We start from the raw sequence: 1,753 nt of genomic DNA on the forward strand, positions 1-1,753 counted from the left end.
GCAGGGCCGCCGCCGGGCCGTGTTCACCGCCGGGGGCCTTCTGGGCCACCTCGCGGGCCAGCGCGCGCGGGTCCACGTAGCTGGCCCCGCCGCGCACCACGTTTTCCATGAGGTGGAACAGGTCGCGCAGGGGGCGTTCGCCGTCCAGTTCCAGCATTTTCAGGTACGGGTGGCGGATGCATTCGATGACCGTGCGCCAGTGGTAGCACATGGTGGACGGCTCGGCGTCCGATCCACCCGGGGCGGCGAACGTGTCGCCCGGTCCATGTTCCAGCCCTTGTTCCGGCCCTTGCTCTGGCAGCGCCAGCGAGGCGGCGGGCCGGGCGGTCTCTTGCAGGCGCATCAGGGTTTCCACCAGCCGCACCAGCGTGGAGCGCACCAGCGGATAGCCCATGGAGATGTTCACGTCCTTGTCCGGCAGGTGGTGCAGCACGGGCATGAGCAGCCCGGTGTCGGGCAGCACCACCGCCGTGCCCGCCAACTCGTCGGCGTCCGGGGCGGGGGGGATGGAATTTTCGGTACTTTCGATTGCTGGCGTTAGACTCGATTCCTTCAAATTGCCGGCCGGGGTCGCGTTGGCCGTCGGGGCGTCGGGCGCATCGCCGCCATCGGCCCGCAGCTCCCGTTCCATGACCAGCAATTGCGAATGCAGGTCGTAGCCTTCATGAAAGGTGATCGACGGGGCGTGTCCGGACGGCGGGCAGGCCAGCGCGGCCCCGGCGCGCCACGAGGTCAGCCAGCGCACGTGGTCCTCGCAGGTCCAGTGCACCGGGCGGGCGCCCAGTTCCGCCACAGCCGCGTCGGTATGCAGGCACACCGTGGCCCCTTCGTGCCGCCACAGGTGCAGGAACAGCGCTTCTTCCGTACCGGTGAGGGTGGAAAACCCGGCCACGAACAGCCGCTTGCCCGCCAGCAGCGGGGGCAGGGTGAAGCCGTCGGGGCGTTCGGTGGCGCGGCCCGTCTCGTCGGGGCCGGGCAGCAGGCGCACGGAGCGGAAGGCGTCGAAGCCCGGCGTGGTCCATCCGCGTTCCGTCAGCGCCGCCGCGTACGCCTCGTGGATGCGGCCCAGCGCACCCAGCAGGGCGGCGGCAAAGGGGGCCACCTGACCCTCCATGTACTGGTAGTCTTCCGGCACGCGGTTCTGGACGAAGAATTCCTCCATCAGCGCGGCAAGGCGCACGCCCCAGGGAAAGAACCGCCGCTGGTCAGTGGCGGCGAGGTGCTCGTACAATTCGTCGCCGGGCCGGGCCAGGTCGCGCACGCAGTCCATGAGCAGGCCCACCCGGTCCAGCAGGGGAATGGGCCGGGCCGGGCGCGCGGTGGGGTCTTCCGCGTGGGCGCGCAGCAGGGTGAACATCTGGCGCACCGTGAACACGCGGGGCAGCAGACAGGGCCGGACGATGTCCGGGGCGCGGCGGATGCGGTCCACAAGGTAGCGCCCGGGCCGACCATGCGGAAAGACGAACACGGCGTCGCCGGGGCGACCGTTGGTGGCTTCGATGAGCGTGGCGGTAAGCCCGGCCAGGAAGTCCGTGTCCCACGGAAAGATCAGGAACGGGCGCGGGCCCCTGCCAGCATGGGAAGCATGCGTGGGGCGCTGCGCGGCGCGCCGGCTGGCAGGGCGTTTGGGCCTGGCCGGGGACGGCGCGCCGGGCATGAGGATGTCGTCTGGACCGGTCACGGGCGGTGTCCTTCACTGGGATCGTTCTGGGGGGCGGCGTTCTGCGGGGCATGGTTCTGGGGGGCGGCGTGC

Annotated in this window: 1 pseudogene; it reads right to left on the reverse strand. The window is 71.0% G+C overall.

The features are described 5' to 3' along the window. A pseudogene (locus tag FVW27_RS14860) lies at positions 1-1,681 on the reverse strand (PD-(D/E)XK nuclease family protein); the annotation flags it as partial. Positions 1,682-1,753 lie beyond the last annotated feature (72 nt).

The organism is Nitratidesulfovibrio liaohensis, assembly GCF_011682075.1.
GTDB lineage: Bacteria > Desulfobacterota > Desulfovibrionia > Desulfovibrionales > Desulfovibrionaceae > Cupidesulfovibrio > Cupidesulfovibrio liaohensis.